The sequence below is a fragment of the Curtobacterium sp. AC273 genome (genome assembly GCF_979253735.1).
The window spans coordinates 192,900-213,726 of sequence record NZ_CEEDDU010000002.1; the positions used below are offsets into that span (position 1 = coordinate 192,900).

The following is a 20,827-nucleotide window of genomic DNA, read 5'->3' on the forward strand; positions in this document are numbered from 1 at the left end:
CGAGTTCGGCCTGCTCGCGTCCGCGATCGCCCTGTACCAGGCGCTCGTGGTGCTCGCCGTCGCCGGACTCGACCAGGCCTCGGTCCCTGCAGCGCGCCGAGGACGGCGACGACCGGAAGGCCCGCGGCCTCATCGCGGTGGGCATCGTCCTCGCCGCCGTCGTCACCGCAGTCGCCCTCGCCACCATCCCGTTCTGGGGCGACGCGGCCGGCTTCGTCGGCGAACACCCGATCCTGCTCGTCGCCGTGCTCTGGATCTTCCCCGCCGCCGTCGTCCAGCTGTCGCTCGCGATCCTGGTCGCCCAGGACCGCATCCGGGTCTTCGCGGTCACGAGCCTGCTGTCCTCGGTGGGCGGCTCGATCATCGGCCTCGGGCTGCTGACGTTCGTGCACGCCGACGCCACCACGTACGCGTGGGGCGGGGTGTTCGCGCAGGCTGCGGCGATGGTCATCGGCTTCGCGGCGACCCGGCCGCGGCTCACCGGTCTGTTCGACCGCGGCACCACGGTCCGCGCGTTCAAGCTCGGCATCCCGATCGCGCTCGGCAACCTGTCGTACTTCGTGCTCAACGCCGGTGACCGCATCATCGTGCAGCGGATGCTCGGCCCGGACGAGGTCGCCCGCTACCAGATCGCCTACGTCGTCGGGTCCGCAGTGATCCTCCTGCTGACGTTCACGAACCAGGCCTGGGCGCCGCACTTCGCAGCGCTCCGGGACGCGGTCGCCCGACGCCAGCCTCGCCCTGCACGCACGGGACCAGCTGTACCTGCTGCTCGCACCGGTGCTGCTCGCCGTGACCCTGGTCTCACCGATCGCGCTGCCGATCCTCGCCCCGGCCTCCTACCGCGTCCACGAACTCACCGTGGTGGTCTTCGTGGTGGCGCTGACGGCGTTCCCGGTCATCGCGAGCGGCGCCACCGGACGCCTCCTGCTCGTGGAGCGTCGCGGGGTCGCCGTCGGCGTGATCGCCGCGATCGCCGGCGCCGTGAACATCGGCGCGAACATCCTGCTCGTCCCCCTGCTCGGCATCGTCGGCGCCGCGGTCTCGACGGTGTTCGCGTACGCGGTGCTCGCCGCGCTCCAGCAGCGCTCGCTGCCGGACCGCCGCGAGTGGCGCGGCCCCCGCGCCCGCACGGTCCTGGTCCTCGCGGCCGTCGTGGTGGTGGCCGGCGTCTCGGTGCTGGTGCCGCAGGACACGGTGTGGAACATCGTCCGGATCGCCGGGGTCGTCGGCTGCCTTCCGTGGTTCATCCGGCGGCTCCGGATCGCCCGCGGGGGCACGGCGTGACCCGCCCGACCGAGCGCCGCGCACCCCGGATCGGCGTCGTCACGAACGAACTCGCCCTGACCGGCGGCGTCGAACGCTGCGTCCTCGAGGACACCCGCGAGCTCCTCCGCGCCGGACACGACGTCGAGGTGTGGCACGGTGCACCCCTGGGTCCCGACGGCGCGACGCCGGGCAGTGCCGTGTACGACCAGCTCGGCGTCCCCCTGCACGCGACCGGCGACCGCGCGTTCGGCATCCGCAGCGCAGTGCGTGACGCCGCACGGTTCGTCCGCGACGGACTCCGCCTGCGCGGTTCGCACCTGGACGTCCTCTGGCTGAACCGGCCGGAGCACCTGCCCTGGGGGCGCGTCGCCTCGCTGGTGTCGGGTGTGCCGCTCGTCGTGCACCTGCACCACGCACCGAACTACCGCCGCCTCGGCCCCGTCGCCGGCGGCCGGACGCACCACCTCGCCGTCTCCCACGCGATGGCGCGTGCCTGGGCCGCCGTGGGCATCCCGGCCGACCGGATCACCGTCGTGCCGAACGGCGTCGACACCGCCCTCTTCCCCACGGCGTCACCGGCCGCCGCGAGACGTGCGCGGATCGCGCTCGGACTTCGACGACGACGCACGCGTCGTCCTGTACTACGGGCGTCTGTCCCGCCCCAAGGGGTGCTCGCCCTGCTCGCCGCGTGGCGGATCGTCCTCGAGCAGGACGCCGAGCGCCAGCGCTCCGTCGCACCGGTGCACGCACTGCACGCCCGGACGCCCGCACTCACGCCCGCACTCGGCCCGGTCCACGCGGACACCGCCGGCGACACTCGACGACCCCCGGTGCTCGTCCTGGCCGGCGCGATCGCACCGGCCGACGCCGAGGACCTCCGGCGCGCCGTGGCCGCACTCCCCGCCGGCTCGGTGGTGGTCCTGCCCGAGCGCGACGACGTCGTCCCGCTCCTGCACGCCGCCGACATGGTGGTCGTCCCGTCCATCGAACCCGAGGGCTTCGGCCGGGTCGTCGTCGAGGCGATGTCGACCGGACGGCCGGTCGTGGCCGCCGCCGGTGGCGGCACCGGCGAGATCCTCTCCGGCGAGTGGGCGTCGTCCACGGTCGACCTGACGGACGCCGACGCGCTCGCCGCCACGGTGCTGGACACGCTCGACCGTCTCGACCACGACGCCTCCCTCGGCGACCGGTGCCGCGCCTGGGTGCGCGACCGGTACGGCCGCGGGCCGCACGTCAGCGGCGTCGTCCGCGCCCTGCTCGAGCACGCGCGCCGCTAGGCCCGCTCGCCGCCGTTCCGGCCGCGGTTCCCCCGGGGACCGACGTCGCTTCTCCGCTGCTGTCGGATCCGGACCGCGAACCCCGGGTTCCGCCGTCCGGATCCGACATCCGTGCGTGTGGGTACGCCCTCGCGCACGCGCTGATCCTGCGGACCGGACGTGCGCTCGTCACCCGGCCGACGCCGTGGGCCGTGCCCACGACGGACGGGAGGCGCGGTGCCAGCCAGCACCGCGCCTCCCGTCCGTCGTCGGTCCCGTCCACCACCGCACCGGACCGGTCGGGCCGGTGCGGCGGCGGACCGGTCAGCCCGTGTACGCCGCGCAGCTCGGCCAGCCCAACGTTGCGGGTGCTGGCCGACACCCCGGTGACCGTGAACCGGACCCAGGTGACGTTCCGCGGGGTGAAGGTCACGGTCGACGGTGTCGCGTCGTTCGGGGAGCGCCCCGACCTGCACCCGGCTGCCGTCGGAGAACGTCAGCGTCCCGCTCGTGATCTGGTCGTCGCCGTTCGGACGGTCGGAGAGGACGATCTTGCCCAGGGACTTCGCGGAGGCCCAGTCGAGCTGCAGCCAGACGCCCGTCGTGCCCCACGGTGCGACCCACTCGGCGGAGGGGTTCGCGGGGTAGCCGCTGACCACCCCGTCGATCGCCTTCGCGGCGGTCTGCCCGTTGGAGGGGTCGTCCCAGGCCGCCGTGGCCGTCGCCGACCCGGTGACGGTCTGGTCCCGCCCGAGTCGGGGTGGGCGTCGGAGTCGGCGTCGGAGTCGGGGTGGGCGTGGGAGTCGGCGTCGGAGTCGGGGTGGGCGTCGGAGTCGGCGTCGGCGTCGGCGTCGGCGTCGAGGTCCCCGGAGCGAACGCGCGGATCTCCGCCAGCCCGACGTTCCGCGTCGTCGCGCTCACGCCGGTCACGGTGAGCCGCACCGAGGTGACCTGCCGCGACGAGAACGCGACGCGGGTGAACGCGCCGCCGTTGTCGAGCGACGGCACGGCGACGGTGGTGCCGTCCGAGAAGGTCAGCGTGCCCGCCGTGATCCGGTCGTCGGCGTTCGGCCGGTCGGCGAGGTCGACGGCGCCGAGCGTGACCGGACTCGACCACGTGAGCTGGAGCCACGAGCCCGTGCCGCCACCGCGGGTCGCCCACTCGGCGGTCGGCGCGTCGGGGTAGCCACTGGCCACGCCGTCGACGGCCTTCGCCGCGGTCTGCCCGTCGGCGGGGTTCTCGCTGCTCGCGCTGACGGTGGCACGCGCCGTGACGTCCGCACCGACGGAGCCGCCGGTCCCCGTGCCCGGGTCGGTGGGCTGCTGCGCTCCGACGGTGTACTCGCGGCTGAGCCACGAGCCCTCGGGGCGCGGACGAGCACGACGCGACGGACGCGCAGGTCTCGGCGTCGTGCGACGCGTAGACGAAGAAGGTGTTGCCCTTGGCCTGGGTCTGGGCGGTGGTGAGGTTCGACGGGCGGTCGGCGATCGGGTAGCCCATGTAGCCGGTCAGCGTGCTCGCGGCGCCGAGCTGCTGCTGCGCCGCCTGGGTGAGGTAGGCGACCGTGTGGTGGTCGCTGTGGTCGCCGTCACCGTAGGTGCCGACGTGGTCGAGGGTGTGCACGGCCTGCAGGGCGTACCCGTTCATCAGCGCGAGCAGCGTCGCCTTGAGCTGCGCGAGCGTGTAGGTCGTCGCGGTGTTCGCGCCCGACACGGTGTTCATGCTCGTGATGGAGCCCTGGTACAGCTTCTGCAGGCTCTGGTACCGGGTGGCGGCGAACCCCGACCCGTCGATGTTGCCGTCCGGCAGTTGCAGGAAGACGAGGCTCAGCCGCGGGGCCGCCGTGAGGGTGCGGGCGAACACCGTCTTGCCGGCCGCGCTGACCGACGACGAGGTCCAGGCGTTCGTGACACCGGCGAGGTTCGCGTACGCGGCCTCGAGTCCGGTCTGCCGGCCCTTCCAGTACGTGGCGTTCTTGCCGGCATCCCCCGCGGTGACGACCACCGAGCGGACGCACTGGCCCGAGGCGATGTCCTTCCGGAGCTCGGTCCCCTCGAACAGCAGGTCGTCGTCGGCGTGCGCGACGACGGTCAGGACCTTGCCGGCGCTGCAGTCCGCCGTGGTCGCCGCGCCGGCGCTGGACTGGGCGAGGAGACTCGGCGCGGACACCGCCCCGCCGAGGACGACGGCCGCCGCGACCGCGAGTGCCACCCGCCAACGTCGTCGGAGGGTGGCACTCGGGGCGGGGTCGTTCGTGTGCATGTCGTTCTTCTGTACGTGAGGTGCTGGGTGGTGTGGGACGCGGACGGACCCGCGTCAGGGTGCTGCGACGGGCAGCTGCACGGGCGTCGGAGCCGGCGCGGGAGCCCGGACGACGACGGTGCCGAACACGCGTCCGACCCCGTAGCCGACGACGGTGGAGACGGCCGAGACCACGATCGCCAGGGCGCGCAGGCCCCCGCCACGGCCGAGACCACGGAGCTCGCGGAGCACCGCGCCGGGGAGCACACGGGTGAGGTACGTCGACTCGCTGGAGAGCGAGTCGCGGGCCCCGACCCGACGGCTGAGGACGGCCTTCGAGATGCCCTCGTAGTAGCTCCGTCGCCGCAGGTACCGCATCGTCACGCGGTCCGGGGAGACCCGGTGCGAGACGTTCGAGCGCGGCTCGAAGCGGATCCGGGCGCCGGGACGGATCCGGGCGATGCGGATGCACAGCTCGGTCTCCTCGCACCCGAGGGGGTGGTTGCCGACCCGGCCGATGCCGGACCGGAACCCGCCGGCGGCGAGGACGACGTCACGGTGGAACGCCATGCTCGAGCCGATCACGTTCCGGACGTCGGCCGACTCGGTGGGCAGGCCGGCGTAACTGCAGCCGACGATCCACAGGAGCTCGTCCGGGTACGGGCCAGCGCCGGTCGCGGTCGGCCACGACGGGGTCGCCCTGGCCGCCCACGCCGACGACGTCCGGCTCCTCGAGCGCGTCGACGAGGTGCACGAGCCAGTCCGGGTCAGCGGTGGCGTCGTCGTCGAGGAACGCGACGACGTCGGCGTCCGTCAGGGCCACGCCGGTGTTGCGGGCGCCGGAGAGCCCGCGGTCCTCGGCGTTCTCGACGACCCGAGCCTGGCCACCGTGCGGCAGCACGACGGAACAGCTCGGGCTCGTGGTCGATGACGACGATCACCTCGGTCGAGTCGGGCTGGCGCTTCGCCGACTCGACAGCGTCCTGCAGGTCTCCCCAGCGCTGCTGCGTGTACGCGCAGATGACGACGGCGACCGTCGGGCGGGTCACGCCGCTTCCTCGTCCATCGCCGGGACGGCGGCCGGGACCACGAGGCCCTGGACCGGGGTCGGCATGAGGCGCATGCGGGCCTTCGCCTCGCGGGCGCGGCGACGCTCGTGCATGATCGACTTCAGGACGCGGATGCCGTCGCTGATCGCGTTGAGGTTGCTGGTGCCGTGCACGCGGAGCTTCTCGTGGCTCGGCACCTCGGTGATCGCGAACTCCGCGGCAGGACCAACGGCAGGTCAGGATCGTCTCGATCTCGAAGCCGTCGCCCCAGCGCATCGAGCCGTCGGACGGCTGCGGGAGCGTCGACGACAGCAGGCCGATCGTCGGCAGGGTGTCCGCCCAGAAGGCGTTGTACCCGTAGCAGAGGTCGGTGTACTTCGCGCCGAGCAGCAGGTTGGAGATCATGTTGAGCCCCTTGTTGCCGAGGCCACGGATGATCGTGATGTCGTCGCTGCCGCCGCCGGGCGCGTACCGCGAGCCCTTGGCGACGTCCGCGCCGTCGACGAGTGCCTGCACGAAGCGCGGGATCTCGGCGGCGTCGGCGGAGCAGTCGGCGTCGAACATGACGACGATGTCGCCGGTGACGGCCTCGAAGCCGCAGGCGAGCGCGTTGCCCTTGCCCTTGCGGGTCTGCTGGACCACCTTGATCGTCGGCATGACGCGCTGCGCGGTCGCGATGGTGTCGTCCACCGAGTTGCCGTCGACGAGGATCACCTCGTACACGGGCGGGAGCATCGGGAGGATGATCTCGAGGTTTCGGGCCTCGTTCCTCGCGGGGACGACGACCGAGACGCGGGTCTCGGGGTCGGGCTGTGCTGGCGGACATGGTGCTCCTGTCGGGTTCAGGGTGCATACGAGAGGTCGTGACGGACGCGGCGCTGGGTGGGCGCCGGAACGGGGTGGTTCACCGTTCCCTGGGCTGAGACCAACCATCGTCCGGGGGACGGGGCTGGTCAATGCGGTCGGGCACTGGTTGCGGACCCCCACCGGGGATACGGGAACCCGCAAGCCGCACCGCACGGGTGTGTCGGGGTGTCGGACGGATCTGGGAGGCGCGTGGCGGGGTCGCCACGCGCCTCCAGTCGGACCCGTGGTCGGGTCAGGAACCCGGCCGGTCCGTCGTGAAGGCGGTCCGGAGGGCGGCGGCCAGCTCGGCCACGTGGGGCTCGCGCAAGAGCGAGCTGTGCTCGCTCTCGATCCGCACCGTCGACGTCGTCCCGCGGAGCACGTCGCCCCAGCCGTCGACGTCGGGGTTGCCGTCCGCGAGCACGGGAACGTGGCCGCCCCGGCGTAGGGCGTGGGCGTGGCGGCGGGTGACGATGCTCGCCTGGTCGAAGAGCGCGTCGAAGTCCTTCTGCCCGCCGTAGCGGAGCACACCGGCCCCGTACGCGCGGACCCGCTTCGGCGAACTCCTCGCCGACCGGCACACCGGCCGGCAGGATCCGCTTGGCCATCCGGTCGAGGCCGTGCTTGACCGCACGGAGCGCCGGGTTCCGGACGGGCGTCGGTTGCATCCGGCCGAAGTGCAGCTGCGCCTGTTCGGCGCTGCTGCGCGGCAGGTAGGTGTCGAGGATCGCGACGTGTTCGACGTGTTCCCCGCCCTCGGTGAGGAGCTTCGCGACCTCGAGCGCGACGAGGCCGCCGAGGGAGTGCCCGACGAGCAGGTAGGGGCCGCGGGGCTGGACGATCCGCATCAGCTCGACCGTGCGCCGAGCCGTCCGCTGGATGCTCCAGTCCGGGACGGCCCGTCGCTCGAGGCCGTGCTGCTGGAACGCGTACACGTCGTGCTCCGGCAGGTAGCGGGAGAGCGGGAGGAACGTCAGGCCGAGCGCGCCGGCACCGCTCAGGCAGAACACCGGCGGCCGTCCGGGCTGTCGCGCCTCGGAGACCTTGACCACGTCGGGGTGGCTCGGCAGCGACTTCGCGCCGACCCGCACGCGGCGGGCGAAGGCACGCAGCGTGGGCTGCTCGAGGAGCTCCGACGCGGAGGTCGACGCCGAGCCGCGCCTGCACGATCGCGAGCATCTCCTCGGCCGACAGCGAGTCGCCGCCGAGCGCGGTGAAGTCCTCGTCGAGGTGGACGCCGCGGAGCCCGAGCACCTCGGCCCAGATCTGGCCGACGACGAGCTCCCACTGGTCGTACTCGCCCTCGACCATCTCGACCTCGAGCGACGGGGCGCCGGGGAGCTTCGCCCGGTCGACCTTGCCGCGCTCGTTGCGGGGCAGCTCGGGCATCGGGACGATCGCCGCCGGCACCATGTACTCGGGCAGGCGCTCGCGGAGTGCCTCGCCGCAGCGCGGCCGGTGCGGGCGTGCGCCGGCCGGGCCGACCGACGACGTAGGCGACGAGCCGGGTGACCGCCGGTGGTTCGACGAGCGCGGTCACGACGACGTCGTGCACGTCCTCGACGGCGCGGAGCGCGGCCTCGACCTCGCTCGGTTCCACGAGGTAGCCGCGCACCTTCACGGCGTCGTCGTCGCGTCCGAGCAGGACCAGGCAGCCGTCCGCCTCGACGCGCGCGAGGTCGCCCTGCCGCCAGAGCGGCGTGCCGTCCTCGTCGACGCCGAGGTGCTCCCGCGTCTTCTCGGGTGCGCCCCAGTAGCCGGCGGTCATGCCGTCCGACACGACGACGAGCTGGCCGGTCTCCCCCGCGTCGGCGACGGAGCCGTCCTCGCGGAGCACGCGGGCGGTCTTGCCCGGCGGCGTGTACCCGGCGGGGACCACGCCGGCCGGCACCTCGTCGTCCGGTCCGACCGGGAAGTACGAGACGGCACCCATCTCGCTCGAGCCGAAGCCGTTCCAGAGCACGGTCCGGTCGCCGAGGACCGGCCGCGCGGCGTGCACGTCGGTGCCCGTGATGGGCTCACCGACCGTCATCACGAAGCGGAGCCGCGCGAGGGCCGGGTGCAGCGTGTGCTCGCCGGCGTGCCGACGCGGGTCCGCCGTCGCGGGGCCGTGGTCGCTCACCGTCGAGACGATCGACCGCAGGAGGTGCGGCGTGCAGACGACGGCGGTCACGTGCTCGGTGTCCATGCCCTCGAGCAGCCGTTCGGTGCCGAGGTCGCGGGCGTCGAGCAGGACCGCCGCGGCCCCGCTGAGCATGCTGTCGAGCGTGGTCAGGATGCCGGCGGCGAAGGACAGGGGCAGGACGACGCCGACCAGGTCACCGGGGCGGTAGGCGGCGCTCACGGCGCTCTGCTCGACGTTCCGGAGGAACTGCCGGTGCGTCATCGCGACGCCCTTCGGCAGGCCGGTCGACCCCGAGGTGAACACGATCGCCGCCGGGGCCGTGCCGCCGGGTCGGTTCGCTGCGGCGGTGTCGGTCGGCGTCGCGGTGTCGGTCGCCGTCGCGGTGTCGGTCGCCGTCGCGGTGTCGGTCGCCGTGGCGATGAGGGCGTCGAGCTGGTGGACCGTGCCGGTGGCGCCGAGGACGGCGGCCGCGAGGTCCGTGCGCGCGTCGTCGGCGAGGACCTCGGTGATCCCGGCGAGCGACACCACGTGCTGCAGCCGGGCTTCGGGCAGGTGGTCGTCGAGCACGACGACCGTGCGGCCGGCAGCGAACAGCGCGAGCATGCCGATGACGGTCTCGGTGGTGTGCCCGGCCATGATCCCGACCGGGACGGACGCACCCGTCTGCTCCGGTCCGACCCCCGCGCCGGATCGGTCGTCCGGCCGGAGCACGTCACCGAGCACGGCGCCCAGCGACCGGACCGTCCGGTCCGTCTCGCGGAAGGTCCGCGCGGTGCCGGCTCCGGCGAGCGCCGGCGCCTCCGGGACCGTCGCGACGACCCGTGCCCAGCGGTCGAGGACCGAGTGGTCGTCGGCGGGCGGGATGACCGGTTCGGTCGTCCGGTGGTGCACTGTCGGGCCTGTCTGCATCGGGACTCCCCTGGGTCGTGCGTGCCGGCGGCGCGCTTTTCGAGGACCGTACGCGGAGGGATCGCGTCCGATCGAGAACGGTGTGGCCGGGTGCGGAGAAGCTGCGGTTTGACGCATCCTCGGGATCCGCTGTGTCCCGGCGATGCGGGTGCTACCGGTGCGCTGAGCGTTCCCGGGCCCGGACGGTCCGTCGGGAGCGTCCGTAGCGGACCACCCCACGGCCGACGGACCAGAGCTCGATCCACCGCATCCGGCCGACCTCGCGCAGGAACGCGGCGTCGTCGAGGGGACCCTCGGCCACGGGCGCGGGAGCGGTGTCTGCAGTCGTGCTGTCGGCGGCGCTCCCCACGACGAGGTGCCGGACGGCCCGCGGAGCGCGCTGCAGCGCCATGCCGAGGGTGCGGGGCCGGAGGGCGATCTTGGTCAGCCAGGCGCCGAGGCCGGTGCCGTAGCCGCGCGCCTGGACCCGGAGCGCCTCGAGGTCCGCACGGTGCCGGTGCCAGACGAGCGCCGCGGGCTCGACGGCGAGGCCCCCGCCGGAGAGCACCACGCGGGAGAACATGTCGATGTCCTCGCCGCCACCGGTGACCGTGCCCACGCCGAGCGCCTCGTCGAAGCCCCCGAGCTCGAGGATGGCCGAGCGTCGCATCGCGAAGTTCGCACCGGTGCCGTAGTCCCCGACGGCGAACGGGAAGAGGGGCGGTCGGCGGGCGGAGCGGAGAGCCGGTGGACGCGCGGCGCCAGGTTCCGCGACCACGTCACCCGCTCGTCGAACCAGCGCTGTGTGGGCGTGCGGAGCTCCCCGCTCGCGACGAGACCGCTCACGCACACGACGTCGTCGCCGCGGGAGAACCCGGAGGCCACGGCACGGAGCCACGACCGGTCGACCACGACGTCGTCGTCGGTGAACGCCACGATGTCGTGCCGTGCTGCGCGCACCCCGGCGTTGCGGGCGCTCGAGAGACCGGGGACCGGTTCGCGGACGTACCGCACGCGCGGGTCGGTCAGGGCCTCGACCAGCTCGCGGGTGGACTCGTCGGACGGGGCGTTGTCGACGATGACGACCTCGAAGTCCGGGTGGTCGACGGCGAGCAGCGAGTCGAGCGCGCCGCGCAGCTGGTCGGCGCGGTCGCGGGTGCAGAGGACGACGCTCGTGGCCGGCAGGCGGACCGGCACCGGCGGCTGCGGCACCGGCGGGAGCGCGGCGACCGCAGCCCGCAGGGCGTCGACCGCGACGGTCTCCCCCGCCACCGGCAGGTCGACGAAGCCGAGGGGCGCCACGCCGTCCCGCACGAGCAGCCGGACGGCGCCGTGTCCCGCGGCGTCGCGCAGGCCGATCGTGCCCGCGTCGTCGCCGGGGACGTCCGTGAGGTCGATCGCGCCGACCCAGACCGCACCGCTCCAGGCGGGGGCCTCGGTGCTCGACATGGGTCGTTCGAGCACCACGCGGGACGGGCGTGAGCGCGGGATGGTGTCGGTCATGGGGGAGAGCCTGTCTCGTGTCGGGGACGTGCACGGGCGGGGCCGGCGAGTCCACCGTCGCCGGGGGACGCGGCGGGCGTCAACGAGCACGGGGAACGGTGCGGTTTCGCCCGCACGAGGGCTCCGACGCGTGCGTGAACCCGCAATGCCGCAGGGCCTCCGCACTTCCCGGGAAGCGGCCTCCCGCGGCCCCGACCGCCGCGGCTATCGTCCGGAACATCCGCCGGCCGCTGCCACTGTTCGGCCCCGACCCGAAGGGACGCTCGATGCGTCAGTCGATCGCGGTGGTCGCGCCTTGACCGCCACCACGACCCCCACCAGGATGTCGCTCCGTCACGGATCCCGTGCGCTGCCGACGTCGCCGCTGCCGTCCCTCCTCGCCGCGGGACTCGGTTTCGTCGCTGCCGCGCTCATCGCTGCCGACGCGTCCGGACCGCTCCGGACGGTGGTCGTCCTCGTCGCGCTCCTGGTCGTACCCGGCCTGCCCGTCGTCCGGCTCCTCGGCCTCCGTGAACCGATCGGTCGCGCCGCACTCGTCGTCGCGGCCAGCACGGCGATCGACGCCGTGCTCGGTCTCACGATGCTGTGGACCGAGCAGTGGTTCCCGGCCCCGGCCGCCGGCCTCCTCCTGCTCGTCGCCGGCTGGGTGTCGCTCGGACAGGGCGTCCAGACCGCTCGCGTCGGACGACGTCCGGTCCGGGTGCGCGCCGCCGTGCCGACCGCGGTCCTCGTCCGCACCGTCGCCGCGTCGGGCGTCCTCGTCACCGGCCTCGCGCTCTGGGCCGTGGGTGTCTCGCAGACCGACTCGACGGGACTCGGCGAGTGGGGCCTCCTGACCGCGCTGCCCGCCGTCTGGTGGGCGGGCGCCGGCATGGTGTTCGTCGTGGCGCTCGTCACCCTGCTCGACCGTCGCCACCACGTCGTCGTCCGTGCGGTGTCGTCCGGCCTCCTCGTGCTCGTCATGTACGGCACGACGAACCTCGTCGCCGCGGAGCCCCGCCCGCCGTGGGTGTTCAAGCACATCGCCGTGACGGCGTACATCCTGCAGCACGGCTCGGTCGACCCCTCGATCGACATCTACAACCGGTGGCCGGGCTTCTTCGGGTTCAGCGCGTTCCTCGGGGCGGCGACGGGTCACCTCGACGCAGCCGACCCCGTGCGCTGGACCGAGCTCGCGTTCGCCCTGGCCGACGGCGCCCTCGTCCTCGGCATCGCCCGGGCGCTCGGCGCGACCGGCCGGTGGGCGACCGTCGCCGCGGTCCTGTTCAGCGCGGCGAACTGGGTCGGACAGGACTACTACTCCCCCCAGGCCTTCGCCTTCTTCCTGTTCCTCGCCGCCGTCCTCGTCGCACTCACCGTGCTGCGCGGGACGCCGAACGTGATCGGCCGGTGGGCCGCGACGATCACCGGCCGGGTGTTCCGCGCACGCCGTGGCCCCGTCGCCGCCACGGTCGCACCACGGACCCGCACGGCCGTCGTCGCCGCCGCGGTCCTCGTCGTGCTGCTGCAGTTCGTGATCACGGCGTCGCACCAGCTCACGCCGTTCGTCGTCATCGCCGCCTTCGTGCCGCTGCTCGTCCTCGGTTTCCTCCGGCCCTGGTGGCTGGCGGTCCCGCTGACGCTGCTCCCCCTGCTGTACCTCGTCCCGAACCTCGACTACATCCAGGAGCACTTCGGGCTCATCACCGGCTTCGACCCGGTGAGCAACGTGACCGCTGCGTCGACCTCGATCGCGATCCCCTCGATCGCGACGACCCTGCAGAGCCGGGCCGTCCTGGCGATCTCGGGACTCGTCGCGGTCTGCGCGGTCGTCGGTCTCGTGCGGATGGTCCGCGGCGGACACGCGCGACGTGCCCTCGTCGTGCTGTGGCTCGCGGTGTGCCCGATCGTTCTCGTGCTCGGGCAGAGCTACGGCGGTGAGGCGAAGTTCCGCGTCATCCTGTTCTCGGCGCCGTTCCTCGCGATCGCCGCCGTCCACGCGTTCCACGGGCGCGGGCTCCGCATCGCTGGCACGGCGCTCGTGCTGACCGTCACGACCGGGCTCTTCGTCGGGGCGACCTTCCAGACGGAGCAGGCGAACCAGACGGCGTCCTCCGACGTGGCCGCGGCCCGCTGGCTCGACGGCCGGTTCGCCGCGGACGACAGCCTGACGACGGTGGGCAGCTTCCCGTCGATCATCGGCGGGAACTACGAGAACTACCTCCGGCACTGGGGCCAGGTGGACTCGCTGCAGAGCGAGGCCGCGTGGTTCCCCGAGGGCATGACCGGGGAGGACCTCACCGGCGTCCTGCAGGACCGCGACTTCGGCGGCGACGCCTGGCTCGTGTTCTCGGCGACGCAGCGAGCGGACGCGGTCACCCGGGGCACGCTGACGGCCGAGCAGGTCGACGCCATCGAACGATCGGTGGCCGCCGAGTCGACGCTCCGGTACGACCGCGACGGTGTCCGGATCTACGAGGTGAACGATGCAGCATGAGCCCGGCGCACGCCACCGCATGACGACCCGCCGGTCCTTCCTCCGACGAGGCGCGACCATCGCCGGCGTCGTCGGGGTGGCCGCCGTCGCCGGGACCGTTTCGGTGGTGCTCCCCATGCGCTCCGGAGGGTCGACCGCCCGGGCGGAGGCGATGCCGACCGGAGCGCTCGAGTCCGCCGGCACGAGGTGGGTCCCCTACCTCGCGCAGGACTTCGACCTCGACGCCGGACTCGGCGAACTGCTCGCCGTCTACCCGCGGATGGCCGAGTACAGCGGCATGCGGGACACCTCGGGCAAGGGGCTCTACGCACCCGACCAGGTCGTCTCCGTGCACGACTCGGTGCTCGACTTCCACCTGCGGAGCAGCGGGTCGCAGCCGCTCGTCGCCACGGTGCTGCCCGCCGGCTACCGCGCGTACACGCACCAGCGGGTGTCGATCCGGTACCGCGCCGACGAGGTGCCCGGCTACAAGTTCGTGATGATCCTCTGGCCGCTCTCCGGCGACTGGAACGAGGGTGAGATCGACTGGCCCGAGGGCGACCTGGCCGGCGACGTCCGGCCGGTGTCGGCCATCCCCGGCAGCTACGACCCCGACACCGAGGCCATGACGTTCCTGCCCGAGGACCCGCCGGTGGTGCCGGGCGGACAGACGGACTGGCACGTCGCGACCGTGGAGTGGACCGCCGACGCCGTGCGCTTCTTCTGGGACGACGAGCTGCTCGAAACGGTCACCGGTGCGGTGCCGACCACGCCGATGCGGGTCACGCTGCAGGCCGAGACGATCATCCACGACGACGACGTCCCGACGGACGCGTCCGGACACGTGCACGTCGACTGGGTCGTCGCGTACCGCGAGAGCCGCGCGCGTTCCTGACCCGGATCGGCAGGTCGGCGTGTCGCGCCGGTGACGGCCGCGGCCGGACCTGCTACAGAAACGGAACAAGCCCCCGGGATTCCCGGGGGCTTGTTCTACGAGTGCTGGGGTACCTGGACTCGAACCAAGAACGACGGTACCAGAAACCGCTGTGTTGCCAATTACACCATACCCCAAAGGCCCGGAGGCCTTCGGTCCCGGTTGCCCGGGGCACGATCAACTACTGTACAGCATCCCGAGGGTCTGTGAGACCACCCACGAGGTCGCGGTGCACCGCGGCCGCCGTGACGGCCCCGTGCCCGGCCGCCACGATGAGCTGCTCCGGCCCGGGCGGCGTCACGTCGCCCACCGCGTACAGCCCGGCGACCCCGGTCCGGCCCGAGCGGTCGACGACCACCAGGCCCTCGGCGTCGCGCCCGAGGTCGGCGTCCACCCAGTCGAGGTCGGCGGACCAGCGCGGCCGGACGAAGCCGCCCGTCCGCGGCTCCACGTGGCCGTCTGCGAGGCGAACGCCCGTCATCCCGGACCGGTCCCCTCGAGGTCCTCCACGCGCCGCTCGTCGACGCGCACGCCCCACGCCGCCAGCCGCGCTCGACCTGCCTCGTCCAGCGCCTCGGAGCCGTTCGTGTAGACGATCAGGTCGTCCGTCCACGCGGCGATGAACAACGCGCGGTCGACGACGTCGTCCGTCTCGCAGATGAACGCGAGCGGTTCGCCGGCCTTCTCGTACGCATCGCACTCGACGCAGCTGTGCACGGAGGTGCCGTAGAACGCACGGAGGGTCGGCAGTGCCGGGAGCTCCTCGCGCAGCCCGGTCGCGATCACCACGGCGCGGGCGGAGGCCTCGACCTCGGCGCCGCGCCAGGAACCGTGCACGAGCCAGCGGCCGCCGTCCGGCGCCACCCGGTCGACGACGGTCTGCACGACCGTCGCCTCGGCGTACCCCTCGACCTCGGCGCGCCCGAGCTTCCGGAGCTCGAGCGGCGAGACGCCGTCACGCGTGAGGAAGCCGTGCGAGCGGAGCGTCGCGGCGTTGCGCGGGCGGTTCGCGTCGACGAGCAACACCGTCCGACGTGCCCGCACGAGGTTGAGCGCCGTGCTCAGCCCGGCCGGACCGGCACCGATCACGACGACGTCGACGGTCAGCCGTGCGGCAGCGTCGGGTGCGCCGGCGGTTTCCGGCGCCCCGGCGGCGGCGGTGGGAGCAGGGTCCACCGTGCGGTCCGTCAGCGGTCCGCGAGGCGGCGGAGGCGGGTGACGGTGGAGTCCTTCCCGAGGATCTCCATCGACTCGAACAACGGCGGGCTGATGCGACGACCCGAGACGGCGACGCGCAGGGGACCGAACGCCAGACGGGGCTTCAGGCCGAGGCCGTCGATGAGGGCCTCGCGGAGCGCCCCCTCGATCGCCTCGGTCGTCCAGACGTCGAGCGGCTCGAGCGCCGTGATCGCTGCCCGCAGCACGTCGCCGGCATCGGCCTTCAGCGTGGCGAGGGCGTCGTCCTCGACCACCAGGTCGTCGTCGCCGGTGAACAGGAAGCCGAGCATGGCCGGCGCCTCGCCGAGGAGCTGCATGCGCTCCTGCACGAGCGGGGCGGCCTTGGTCAGGACCTCCTGCTGCTCCGGTGTGGCCGGGTCGGCCAGGAACGCGGACAGGTACGGCACGAGCCGGCCGCGGAAGTCGTCGGCGTCGAGCAGCCGGATGTGGTCACCGTTGATCGCCTCGGCCTTCTTGTGGTCGAAGCGGGCCGGGTTCGGGTTGACATCGGTGACCTCGAACGCCTCGACTATCTCGTCGATCGAGAACACGTCGCGGTCCGGGCCGATCGACCAGCCGAGGAGGGCGAGGTAGTTCACCAGGCCCTCGGGGATCATGCCGGCGGCACGGTGGTGGAACAGGTTCGACTCGGGGTCGCGCTTCGAGAGCTTCTTGTTGCCCTCGCCCATGACGTAGGGCAGGTGTCCGAAGAGCGGGATGTACTCGGCGATGCCGACCTCGTACAGCGCGTCGTAGAGGGCGATCTGACGCGGCGTCGACGACAGCAGGTCCTCCCCGCGCAGCACGTGGGTGACCCGCATGAGCGCGTCGTCCACCGGGTTGGTGAACGTGTACAGCGGCTTGCCGTTCGGGCGCACCACGACGAAGTCCGGGAACGTGCCCTGCTTGAACGTGATCTCGCCGCGGACGAGGTCGTGGAAGCTCAGGTCACGGTCCGGCACACGGAGCCGCAGCGCCGGCTCACGGCCCTGGTCGCGGAAGGCCTGACGCTCCGCCTCGGAGAGGTCGCGCTCGTGGTTGTCGTAGCCCTGCTTCGGGTCACGGCCGGCGGCCTTGTTGCGCGCCTCCATCTCCTCCGGGGTGACGTACGACTCGTACACGTGCCCCGAAGCCTTGAGCTTCGCGATGACGTCCTCGTAGACGTCGGCACGCTCGGACTGACGGTAGGGGCCGTGCGGTCCCCGGCCTCGACCCCTTCGTCCCAGTCGAGCCGCAGCCACCGCAGCGCGTCGAGGATCTGCTCGTACGACTCCTCGCTGTCGCGCGCGGCGTCGGTGTCCTCGATGCGGAAGACGAGCTTGCCGCCGGTGTGCCGCGCGTACGCCCAGTTGAAGAGCGCAGTGCGGATGAGTCCGACGTGCGGCGTGCCCGTCGGGCTCGGGCAGAAGCGGACACGGACGTCGGAGCCGGAGGCGGTGGTGAATGGCGCAGTCATGACTCGTCGATCCTACCGGCCGCACACCGGCCGCCACGAGGCTGTGCAGAACCGTCCGAGCGCTCCGAGGTTCCGGCGCAAGTGCCTCGTGAACGCAGAAAACCCTGACCACGGATGGTCAGGGGTTCCCTGGTACTACACGATAAGTCCGGCGGCGTCCTACTCTCCCACAAGGTCCCCCTTGCAGTACCATCGGCGCTGAGAGGCTTAGCTTCCGGGTTCGGAATGTGACCGGGCGTTTCCCTCTCGCTATGACCACCGGAACACCTTCGACTTGACCTGTTACGGATCAAGAAGCTGTCCCGCGCGTCGGCGCGGTATTCAGTTTCATGTTCCCGATCGTCTGTCGGGAACCACAAAGTGGACGCGAGCCCCACACCCGAAGGTGTGGGAAATAGTTGTGTTGTCAAGTCTTCGGCTTATTAGTACCGGTCAGCTCCACGGGTCGTTAGTCCCCGCTTCCACATCCGGCCTATCAACCCAGTAGTCTGCTGGGAGCCTCTCCCACTCAAGGTGCATGGAAATCTCATCTCGAAGACGGCTTCCCGCTTAGATGCTTTCAGCGGTTATCCGGTCCGAACGTAGCTAATCAGCGGTGCCCTTGGCAGAACAACTGACACACCAGAGGTTCGTCCATCCCGGTCCTCTCGTACTAGGGATAGATCTTCTCAAATTTCCAACGCGCGCAGCGGATAGGGACCGAACTGTCTCACGACGTTCCTAAACCCAGCTCGCGTACCGCTTTAATGGGCGAACAGCCCAACCCTTGGGACCTACTCCAGCCCCAGGATGCGACGAGCCGACATCGAGGTGCCAAACCATGCCGTCGATATGGACTCTTGGGCAAGATCAGCCTGTTATCCCCGAGGTACCTTTTATCCGTTGAGCGACAGCGCTTCCACAAGCCACTGCCGGATCACTAGTCCCGACTTTCGTCCCTGCTCGACCTGTCAGTCTCACAGTCAAGCTCCCTTGTGCACTTACACTCGCCACCTGATTGCCAACCAGGTTGAGGGAACCTTTGGGCGCCTCCGTTACTCTTTGGGAGGCAACCGCCCCAGTTAAACTACCCATCAGGCACTGTCCATGAACCCGATCAGGGTCCTACGTTAGACATCCAAAGTGACCAGAGTGGTATTTCAACAATGACTCCACGAACACTAGCGTGCCCGCTTCACAGTCTCCCACCTATCCTACACAAGCCACTCCGAACACCAATACCAAACTGTAGTAAAGGTCACGGGGTCTTTCCGTCCTGCTGCGCGTAACGAGCATCTTTACTCGTAGTGCAATTTCGCCGAGTTCGCGGTTGAGACAGCTGGGAAGTCGTTACGCCATTCGTGCAGGTCGGAACTTACCCGACAAGGAATTTCGCTACCTTAGGATGGTTATAGTTACCACCGCCGTTTACTGGGGCTTAAATTCAGAGCTTCGCCCAAAGGCTAACCCCTCCTCTTAGCCTTCCAGCACCGGGCAGGCGTCAGTCCGTATACATCGTCTTGCGACTTCGCACGGACCTGTGTTTTTAGTAAACAGTCGCTTCCCACTGGTCTCTGCGGCCTTCAACGCTCGCGGAGTAAATCCGGTCACGTGTCCGGCCCCCCCTTCTCCCGAAGTTACGGGGGCATTTTGCCGAGTTCCTTAACCACGATTATCTCGATCTCCTTGGTATTCTCTACCTGACCACCTGAGTCGGTTTCGGGTACGGGCGGCTGCAACCTCGCGTCGATGCTTTTCTCGGCAGCATAGGATCACTGATTTCCCCTTACGGGTACGCGTCGGATCTCAGGCATACAGACGACGGATTTGCCTATCGTCAGCCCTACATCCTTACACCAGGTTCACCTTACGGATACCATCGCCTGGCTCAGCTACCTTCCTGCGTCACACCTGTTCATACGCTAACCGCACCAGCATGGGTTCGAGCGTTAAGACCGGACCGCATCACCCCGAAGGGATCCGCTGGAACCGGGTTAGGACTCTTAGCACCACTGGATTAGCTTGGGCGGTTGTTCGCCGGTACGGGAATATCAACCCGTTGTCCATCGACTACGCCTGTCGGCCTCGCCTTAGGTCCCGACTTACCCAGGGCGGATTAACCTGGCCCTGGAACCCTTGGTCTTTCGGAGGACGGGTTTCTCACCCGTCTTTCGCTACTCATGCCTGCATTCTCACTCGTGTAGCGTCCACGGCTGGATCACTCCGCCGCTTCACTCGCCACACGACGCTCTCCTACCACTCCGCACGACTGAACCACGAAGGCTTATCGAGTGTGCGAAATCTACAACTTCGGTGGTGTGCTTGAGCCCCGTTACATTGTCGGCGCGGAATCACTTGACCAGTGAGCTATTACGCACTCTTTCAAGGGTGGCTGCTTCTAAGCCAACCTCCTGGTTGTCTATGCAACTCCACATCCTTTCCCACTTAGCACACGCTTAGGACCTTAGTTGGTAGTCTGGGTTGTTTCCTCTCGACGATGAAGCTTATCCCCCCACCGTCTCACTGCTGCGCTCTCACTCACCGGCATTCGGAGTTTGGCTGACGTCAGTAACCTGTTGAGGCCCATCGGCCATCCAGTAGCTCTACCTCCGGCGAGAAACACGCAACGCTGCACCTAAATGCATTTCGGAGAGAACCAGCTATCACGAAGTTTGATTGGCCTTTTCACCCCTATCCACAGCTCATCCCCTCCATTTTCAACTGAAGTGGGTTCGGTCCTCCACGACGTCTTACCGTCGCTTCAACCTGGCCATGGATAGATCCACTTCGCTTCGGGTCTAGGACATGCGACTGAATCGCCCTATTCAGACTCGCTTTCGCTACGGCTGCCCCACACGGGTTAACCTCGCCACATATCACTAACTCGCAGGCTCATTCTTCAAAAGGCACGCCGTCACCCCTACAAGGAGGCTCCGACGGTTTGGTAAGCAAACGGTTTCAGGCACTATTTCACTCCCCCTCCCGGGGTACTTTTCACCTTTCCCTCACGGTACTTGTCCGCTATCGGTCATCTGGGAGTATTTGAGGCTTATCAGGTGGTCCTGACAGATTCACACGGGATTTCTCGGGCCCCGTGCTACTTGGGGATACACATCCGGCCATAACACCATTTCGTCTACGGGGCTATCACCCACTACGGCCCGGCTTTCCAACCAGTTCGACTATGAGTGCGCTGCCAACCGCCCCAGTCCGGCAGAACTGAGCGACGTGTCCCACAACCCCGACCATGCAACGCCCGCCGGCTATCACACATGATCGGTTTAGCCTCATCCGCTTTCGCTCGCCACTACTCACGGAATCACATGTTGTTTTCTCTTCCTGTGGGTACTGAGATGTTTCACTTCCCCACGTTCCCTCTACCCGCCCTATATTCAGGCGGGAGTCACCAGGTCACAAAAGCGCCCAGCGGGGTTTCCCCATTCGAAAATCCTCGGATCGAAGCTCGATTATCAGCTCCCCGAGGCTTATCGCAGATTTCTACGTCCTTCTTCGGCTCCAGATGCCAAGGCATCCACCGTTTGCTCTTAGAAACTTGACCACAAAGATTAAAATTGCGACCAACTCGTCAACAACAACCACCCGAAGG

Annotated in this window: 11 protein-coding genes, 1 tRNA gene, 2 rRNA genes and 8 pseudogenes; 3 read left to right on the forward strand and 19 right to left on the reverse strand. The window is 70.1% G+C overall.

Translation table 11 applies throughout. The features are described 5' to 3' along the window. Window positions 1-86: 86 nt before the first annotated feature. Window positions 87-2,546 carry a glycosyltransferase gene (locus tag ACZ8AI_RS03840; protein WP_464856864.1) on the forward strand — a complete coding sequence of 820 codons (2,460 nt, stop codon included), beginning with the start codon at window positions 87-89 and terminating at the stop codon, window positions 2,544-2,546. On the opposite strand, the pseudogene ACZ8AI_RS03845 reads toward ACZ8AI_RS03840, so the two are convergent. The 13 genes and pseudogenes from ACZ8AI_RS03845 to ACZ8AI_RS03905 all read right to left on the reverse strand — a co-directional run. Further along, a pseudogene (locus tag ACZ8AI_RS03845) lies at window positions 2,503-2,961 on the reverse strand (DUF7402 domain-containing protein); the annotation flags it as partial. The gene ACZ8AI_RS03840 and the pseudogene ACZ8AI_RS03845 overlap by 44 nt on opposite strands. Before the next feature lie 73 nt (window positions 2,962-3,034). Next, window positions 3,035-3,199, reverse strand: a pseudogene (locus ACZ8AI_RS03850) (DUF7402 domain-containing protein); the annotation flags it as partial. Window positions 3,200-3,458: 259 nt separating this feature from the next. After that, a pseudogene (locus ACZ8AI_RS03855) lies at window positions 3,459-3,743 on the reverse strand (DUF7402 domain-containing protein); the annotation flags it as partial. A 334-nt stretch (window positions 3,744-4,077) separates the two neighbouring features. Continuing rightward, a pseudogene (locus ACZ8AI_RS03860) lies at window positions 4,078-4,788 on the reverse strand (PIG-L family deacetylase); the annotation flags it as partial. A gap of 54 nt (window positions 4,789-4,842) precedes the next feature. Further along, window positions 4,843-5,352: a glycosyltransferase family 2 protein gene (locus ACZ8AI_RS03865; protein ID WP_464856663.1), complete on the reverse strand. Its 510-nt coding sequence runs from the start codon at window positions 5,350-5,352 to the stop codon at window positions 4,843-4,845. Then, a complete protein-coding gene (locus ACZ8AI_RS03870) occupies window positions 5,321-5,668 on the reverse strand; it encodes a glycosyltransferase family 2 protein (RefSeq protein ID WP_464856665.1) in 348 nt (115 codons plus the stop codon). The genes ACZ8AI_RS03865 and ACZ8AI_RS03870 overlap by 32 nt, the downstream gene beginning before the upstream one ends. A gap of 144 nt (window positions 5,669-5,812) precedes the next feature. Further along, complete coding sequence (locus tag ACZ8AI_RS03875) at window positions 5,813-6,013, reverse strand: hypothetical protein (RefSeq protein ID WP_464856667.1); 201 nt, start codon at window positions 6,011-6,013, stop codon at window positions 5,813-5,815. A gap of 289 nt (window positions 6,014-6,302) precedes the next feature. Next, window positions 6,303-6,749 (reverse strand): annotated as a pseudogene (locus ACZ8AI_RS03880) (glycosyltransferase family 2 protein); the annotation flags it as partial. Between the two features lie 20 nt (window positions 6,750-6,769). Further along, window positions 6,770-7,714, reverse strand: a complete 945-nt coding sequence (locus tag ACZ8AI_RS03885; RefSeq protein WP_464856669.1) for an alpha/beta fold hydrolase — start codon at window positions 7,712-7,714, stop codon at window positions 6,770-6,772. Window positions 7,715-7,856: 142 nt separating this feature from the next. Then, a pseudogene (locus ACZ8AI_RS03890) lies at window positions 7,857-8,075 on the reverse strand (hypothetical protein); the annotation flags it as partial. A 349-nt stretch (window positions 8,076-8,424) separates the two neighbouring features. Further along, window positions 8,425-9,813, reverse strand: a pseudogene (locus ACZ8AI_RS03895) (AMP-binding protein); the annotation flags it as partial. A 34-nt stretch (window positions 9,814-9,847) separates the two neighbouring features. Next, complete coding sequence (locus ACZ8AI_RS03900; protein ID WP_464856671.1) at window positions 9,848-10,087, reverse strand: hypothetical protein; 240 nt, start codon at window positions 10,085-10,087, stop codon at window positions 9,848-9,850. 32 nt (window positions 10,088-10,119) lie between these two features. Beyond that, window positions 10,120-11,178, reverse strand: coding sequence for a glycosyltransferase family A protein (locus ACZ8AI_RS03905; protein WP_464856673.1), 1,059 nt, complete (start codon window positions 11,176-11,178; stop codon window positions 10,120-10,122). Between the two features lie 295 nt (window positions 11,179-11,473). Here ACZ8AI_RS03905 and ACZ8AI_RS03910 point away from each other — a divergent pair, with 295 nt between their 5' ends. Continuing rightward, window positions 11,474-13,654 carry a hypothetical protein gene (locus ACZ8AI_RS03910; protein ID WP_464856675.1) on the forward strand — a complete coding sequence of 727 codons (2,181 nt, stop codon included), beginning with the start codon at window positions 11,474-11,476 and terminating at the stop codon, window positions 13,652-13,654. Beyond that, window positions 13,644-14,528: a glycoside hydrolase family 16 protein gene (locus tag ACZ8AI_RS03915; protein ID WP_464856677.1), complete on the forward strand. Its 885-nt coding sequence runs from the start codon at window positions 13,644-13,646 to the stop codon at window positions 14,526-14,528. The genes ACZ8AI_RS03910 and ACZ8AI_RS03915 overlap by 11 nt, the downstream gene beginning before the upstream one ends. Window positions 14,529-14,632: 104 nt before the next feature. Here ACZ8AI_RS03915 and ACZ8AI_RS03920 read toward each other — a convergent pair. The 6 genes and pseudogenes from ACZ8AI_RS03920 to ACZ8AI_RS03945 form a co-directional block, all read right to left on the reverse strand. Next, window positions 14,633-14,704, reverse strand: a tRNA-Gln gene (locus ACZ8AI_RS03920). 44 nt (window positions 14,705-14,748) lie between these two features. Next, on the reverse strand, window positions 14,749-15,048 hold the full coding sequence (locus tag ACZ8AI_RS03925) for an FAD-dependent oxidoreductase (protein WP_464856679.1): 300 nt from the start codon (window positions 15,046-15,048) through the stop codon (window positions 14,749-14,751). Beyond that, window positions 15,045-15,743, reverse strand: coding sequence for an NAD(P)/FAD-dependent oxidoreductase (locus ACZ8AI_RS03930; protein ID WP_464856681.1), 699 nt, complete (start codon window positions 15,741-15,743; stop codon window positions 15,045-15,047). Before ACZ8AI_RS03930 ends, ACZ8AI_RS03925 begins: the two co-directional genes overlap by 4 nt. 86 nt (window positions 15,744-15,829) lie before the next feature. Then, window positions 15,830-17,241, reverse strand: a pseudogene (gene gltX / locus ACZ8AI_RS03935) (glutamate--tRNA ligase); the annotation flags it as partial. A 146-nt stretch (window positions 17,242-17,387) separates the two neighbouring features. After that, window positions 17,388-17,504, reverse strand: a 5S ribosomal RNA gene (gene rrf, locus ACZ8AI_RS03940). Between the two features lie 139 nt (window positions 17,505-17,643). Continuing rightward, window positions 17,644-20,779, reverse strand: a 23S ribosomal RNA gene (locus ACZ8AI_RS03945). Window positions 20,780-20,827 lie beyond the last annotated feature (48 nt).